Genomic DNA, 4690 nt, shown 5'->3' on the forward strand with positions numbered 1-4690 from the left:
CCCGCCACGTCGACGAGCTCTCCGGCGGCCAGCGCCAGCGGGTCTGGGTCGCGATGGCGCTCGCCCAGCAGACGCCCGTGCTGCTGCTCGACGAGCCGACGACGTTCCTCGACATCGCGCACCAGATCGAGCTGCTCGACCTCCTCGCCGACCTGCACCGCGACGGCAGCACCATCGTCGCCGTGCTGCACGACCTCAACCACGCCGCCCGCTACGCCGACCACCTCATCGTGATGAAGGACGGCCGCGTCATCGCCGCCGGGGCGCCGCGCGACATCGTGACCGCCGAGCTGGTCGAGGAGGTCTTCGGGCTGCCCTGCCTCGTGATCGACGACCCGGTCTCGCACACGCCGCTCATCGTCCCGCGCGGCGGCCGCTGGGCCTGACCCCCGACGAGTGCAGCCCGGCTTCGGGAGGCTCCCGGACGGTGGATGAGAAGAGGTGGCGCCGAGGCCTCCTGTTCGCCTTCTGCCCCCGGATCGCCCAGGAGCACTGGCTTCCTTCGTGATGCGGGCTCTGGTCAGAGCAGACCGTCTGCATTGTCATCCGTACAAGGAGTGCAGCAGTGCAAAGGATCTCCCTCATCGTGGCCACCTCGATCGTCGGAGCATCGACACTGACCGGCTGCTCCTCCCTGCAGCCGACGGGAAGTGCTGTAGATGCCACGGCGGCCTCCGCGCCGTTGCGAACAGACGTCCGTGCGATCGTCGACCGGGCTCCTGAGCAGGCGAGGTTCACGGAAGATGCTTCGCTTTCGCACGCGCAAGTGCTGTCCCGCCAAGCGGTCATCGACTCGGAGTACGGCGTGGGTGAGCGCCTGTCGAGCTCTGACGCGGAGTTCATCCGCATGTACGCGGATCCCATCTCCTCGACAACGCCGGCTCACACGGCGCAGGATGTCGCCGACGTTCATCATTCCCATGCCGCAACCTCGGCGAGAACGCCGATCGCGACTCCGGCCTCCACGAATTCCTTCCACCGGTTCAACTCCGGTGCTGGTGGTTCGGGCACGGTGGGCGGTTCCCAGACCATGGACTTCTCGGACGATCCGTCCAATATCACGGGGCATCGGTCGGCGCGATGGAGGGCGTCTGGGTCAGCAGCTGTGACGAGCATCACGGCCACGGAGCACGTTCGTGTGCACGGACTCATCGGTGGGAGTGGAATCGGAGTGGCGCATGCTGCGGATCCGAGCGGCACGGTGGATGGTCGAATCGATGTACCCCGTGCATCTCGTCGTCACCGCCCTGATCATCGCGGCGGTGGTGGTGGCCGTCATCGCTGCGGTGAAGCGGCTGAGACGCCGCGGCCGCTGATTCCCGCGGCCCATCGATCAGGGCCTCGATTGGCGGGTGTCGGAGAGGCAGGGCAAGCAGATGGCCGCGGGGGTCAGGCCGCCGCGGGCACCTGCTGCGCGATCGACACCATCCAGTCGATGCCGTAGCGGTCGGTGCACATGCCGAACTGGTCGCCCCACGGCGCCACCTCGAGCGGGAGGACGACCGTGCCGTCGGCCGTCAGGGCGTCCCACCAGCCGCGCAGCACCGGCTCGTCGTCGCCGGAGAGGGAGAGCGTGATCGCGGATCCGCTCGGCACGCCCATCGTCGCGGGGGTGTCCGACGCCATGAGCACGAAGCCCGTGCCCGAGGTCAGCTGGCCGTGCATGACCTTGTCGACCTCGGCGGGGTCCGTGCTCATGCCGCCGTCGCCGAACGTCGTCGTCTCCACGTCGCCCCCGAAGATCCCCTGGTAGAAGCCGAGCGCCTCGGCGGCCTGGTCGCGGAAGGACAGGTAGGGGTTCATGATCGCGGACATGGCGACGCTCCTCGGGTGACGGATCCGCGCGGTCGCGCGGACCCTGGTGGGACCCGATCCTGGCCCGGCCGGCCCCGCACCGCACCGTGACGCGACGTGAGGGTGCCGCCGACGGTCCGCGGGTCGCGGGTGCGGCGGCCGCGCCTAGAGGCCCTGGATCCGGATCCCCGCGTCGTCGTCGACGCTCACCCGCCAGCTGACGCTGAACGGGACGTCCTCGTCGAGGTCCTCCACGCTCCCGTCGTAGAGGGAGCGGACGGGCACGTCGATGTGCGCGGTGCCGACGGTGGACGGCACGACCCAGTCGAGGTCGGCCGGGTCGTCGCTCGCGGGCTGCAGGGCGATCTCGGGCATCGCCGTCATGCTCCACACGGGCGGCGCGGTGATCCGGTCGCGGATGGACTTCCCGAACGGGCAGCCCGACGGGTACAGGACGGACTGCGTCGTGCACTCGGTGAGGTACGCCTCGACCTCGGTGCGCACCGACTCCACGAGCTCGTCCGTGGGCTCCGCGTCCACGCGCGCGGGCACGACGCCGCCGGGCTCCGTGATGGCGACGTCGACCTCCTCCGCCTCGAGGTAGCGGGACGCGTGGTCGAGGGCGAGCGCGCCGGGGGCGAGCACGAGGTACGTGGATCCCGCGCCCGCGGCCGCCTCCCCGCCGGCCTCCGCCTGGACGGGCAGGCCGTTGGCCGTGAACGTCGACGCGTGGCGGAGCTCGAGGTCGATCGCGGCCACGGGGCTCGTCGCGAACTCCCACCGCGCGAAGAGCCCGAGGGCGGCGGGCAGCTCGCGCACGCGGAACGTCGTGGATCCGGGCCCGGACGGCAGCGTGTACGCATACGTGACCGTGCGCTCGCCGCCGTCCACGGGCTCGTCCGCGACGAGCTCGACGTCGTCGAGGCCGGGCAGCGCGCGGGCGTCGAGCAGCGCGCGGCTGCCCGTGTCCGGGAGGACGACGCCCGGCGTCGCCAGCGCGTCGCGGCTGTCCCCGCGGGCGAGCGCGTCGAGGTAGGAGCGCACGAAGCCGTGGGCGCTGAAGGTGCCCTGGTTGAGCGAGGCCACCGTGCCGAGGAACGCCCCCACCAGGAGCGCCGTGAGCAGGGACCACACGACGACGGCCCGGCGCAGCTCCCCGCGCGCGTCGACGGCGGGGCTCGGCATGCGGATCATCCTACGGGCGGGGGATCGACGCCTCCCCGGGCGGACGCCGGGGTAGATTCGAGTGCGCATCCGCGCGCTGCCCGCAGCCGTGGATCCGCGCACCTCCCGTCCCCGACCCGCCAGGAGCCCCGCGTGAGCACGGTCCCCCTCTCCCCGGAGCAGGCCGCCGTCTTCCAGGCCATCGAGGGCACGCGCGACCACATCTTCGTCACGGGCCGCGCCGGCACGGGCAAGTCGACTCTCCTCACGCACCTGTCCTGGAACACCGAGAAGCAGATCGTCATCTGCGCGCCCACGGGCGTCGCGGCGCTCAACGTGGGCGGGCAGACCATCCACTCCCTGTTCAAGCTGCCCATCGGCGTCATCGCCGACGAGGAGATCGAGCAGACGGGCGAGCTGCGGAAGCTCCTCAACACCATCGACACGCTCGTCATCGACGAGGTCTCCATGGTGAACGCCGACCTCGTGGACGCCATCGACCGGAGCCTCCGCCAGGCCCGGCACAAGAAGGACGTGCCGTTCGGCGGCGTGCAGGTGGTGCTGTTCGGCGACCCGTACCAGCTGGCCCCGGTGCCGGGCGACGGCGACGAGCGCGCGTACTTCGCCGACCGCTACCGCTCCATGTGGTTCTTCGACGCGAAGGTGTGGGAGGAGGCGCAGCTGCGGATCTACGAGCTCACCGAGATCCACCGCCAGCACGAGGAGGCGTTCAAGGAGATGCTGAACGCCGTGCGCCACGGGCGGGTGACCGCCGAGATCGCCGGCGTGCTCAACGCGGCCGGTGCGCGCCCGGCGCCGACCGACGGCGCCATCACGCTGGCGACGCGCAACGACACCGTGAACCGCATCAACGCCGAGGCCCTGAAGCGGCTGCCCGGTCGCTCCCTCACCGCGACCGCGGACGTGACGGGCGACTTCGGCGGCCGCACCTACCCGGCCGACGAGAAGCTCGACCTGAAGATCGGCGCGCAGGTCATGTTCCTCCGCAACGACGCCGACCAGCGGTGGGTGAACGGATCCGTCGGGGTCGTCACGCGCATCGACACCAACGTGTACGTCGAGCTCGACGGGGTCGTGCACGAGGTCGAGCCGGTCACGTGGGAGAAGCACAAGTACTCGTACTCGCCCACCACGAAGCAGCTGCGGCGCGACGTCGTGGCGGACTTCACGCAGTTCCCGCTCCGGCTGGCGTGGGCGGTCACCATCCACAAGTCGCAGGGCAAGACGTACGAGCGGGCCATCGTCGACCTGGGGTCGCGCGTCTTCAGCCCGGGGCAGACCTACGTGGCGCTCAGCCGGATCACCGACATCGACGGCCTGTTCCTCACCCGGCCGCTACGGCCGGGCGACATCATCGTGGACGAGAACGTGCGGCGCTTCATGAGCGAGGCGACGCGGATCCGCGTGACGCCGCAGGTCGCGCCCGCGAGCTGACGCGGCGAGCCGGCGGTCGGGTCCCGGGGGACGACGACGCGTCAGTGGTCGGAGTGCTCGTCCTGGATGCCGTCGAGGTCGACGGTGCTGTGCTGGCCGTGGGGCACGGCGAACTCGCCGGCGCGGGTGAGCGAGAGGGCCGGCGTGACGAGGCCGGCGACGACGAACGCGCCGACGAGCACGCCCACGAGGTAGCGGCCGCCGGTGCGCTCGGGGTCCGCGGCGGTGCCGCTCGTCGCGGCGGCGGCGCTGGTCGCGGGGGCAGCCGACGGCGTGG

The 4690-nt window shown here is 71.3% G+C and carries 5 protein-coding genes and 1 pseudogene; 3 read left to right on the forward strand and 3 right to left on the reverse strand.

Translation table 11 applies throughout. From position 1 onward, the window contains the following. A partial coding sequence (locus Q6969_RS12985) for an ABC transporter ATP-binding protein (RefSeq protein ID WP_317230809.1) occupies positions 1-386 on the forward strand: 386 nt, incomplete at its 5' end. 792 nt (positions 387-1178) lie between these two features. Continuing rightward, entirely contained in the window at positions 1179-1316 is a 138-nt protein-coding gene (locus Q6969_RS12990; protein WP_317230810.1) for a hypothetical protein, read from the forward strand. A gap of 73 nt (positions 1317-1389) precedes the next feature. Here Q6969_RS12990 and Q6969_RS12995 read toward each other — a convergent pair whose 3' ends face one another. Continuing rightward, entirely contained in the window at positions 1390-1815 is a 426-nt protein-coding gene (locus tag Q6969_RS12995) for a VOC family protein (RefSeq protein WP_317230811.1), read from the reverse strand. 144 nt (positions 1816-1959) lie between these two features. Beyond that, positions 1960-2979, reverse strand: coding sequence for a hypothetical protein (locus Q6969_RS13000; RefSeq protein ID WP_317230812.1), 1020 nt, complete (start codon positions 2977-2979; stop codon positions 1960-1962). Between the two features lie 132 nt (positions 2980-3111). On the opposite strand from Q6969_RS13000, the gene Q6969_RS13005 reads away from it, so the two are divergent. After that, positions 3112-4413, forward strand: a complete 1302-nt coding sequence (locus tag Q6969_RS13005; protein WP_094116810.1) for an ATP-dependent RecD-like DNA helicase — start codon at positions 3112-3114, stop codon at positions 4411-4413. A gap of 41 nt (positions 4414-4454) precedes the next feature. On the opposite strand, the pseudogene Q6969_RS13010 reads toward Q6969_RS13005, so the two are convergent. Further along, positions 4455-4690 (reverse strand): annotated as a pseudogene (locus Q6969_RS13010) (hypothetical protein); the annotation flags it as partial.

This window comes from Clavibacter sp. MX14-G9D, from assembly GCF_032917815.1.
In the GTDB taxonomy this organism is placed as follows: Bacteria; Actinomycetota; Actinomycetes; order Actinomycetales; family Microbacteriaceae; genus Clavibacter; species Clavibacter michiganensis_K.

What these genes read in the sequence shown, in the direction of transcription:
- Q6969_RS12995 (WP_317230811.1), bottom strand. Translation starts at nt 1,815, where the DNA reads ATGTCCGCGATCATGAACCCCTACCTGTCCTTCCGCGACCAGGCCGCC.
- Q6969_RS12990 (WP_317230810.1), top strand. Translation starts at nt 1,179, where the DNA reads ATGCTGCGGATCCGAGCGGCACGGTGGATGGTCGAATCGATGTACCCC.
- Q6969_RS13000 (WP_317230812.1), bottom strand. Translation starts at nt 2,979, where the DNA reads ATGCCGAGCCCCGCCGTCGACGCGCGCGGGGAGCTGCGCCGGGCCGTC.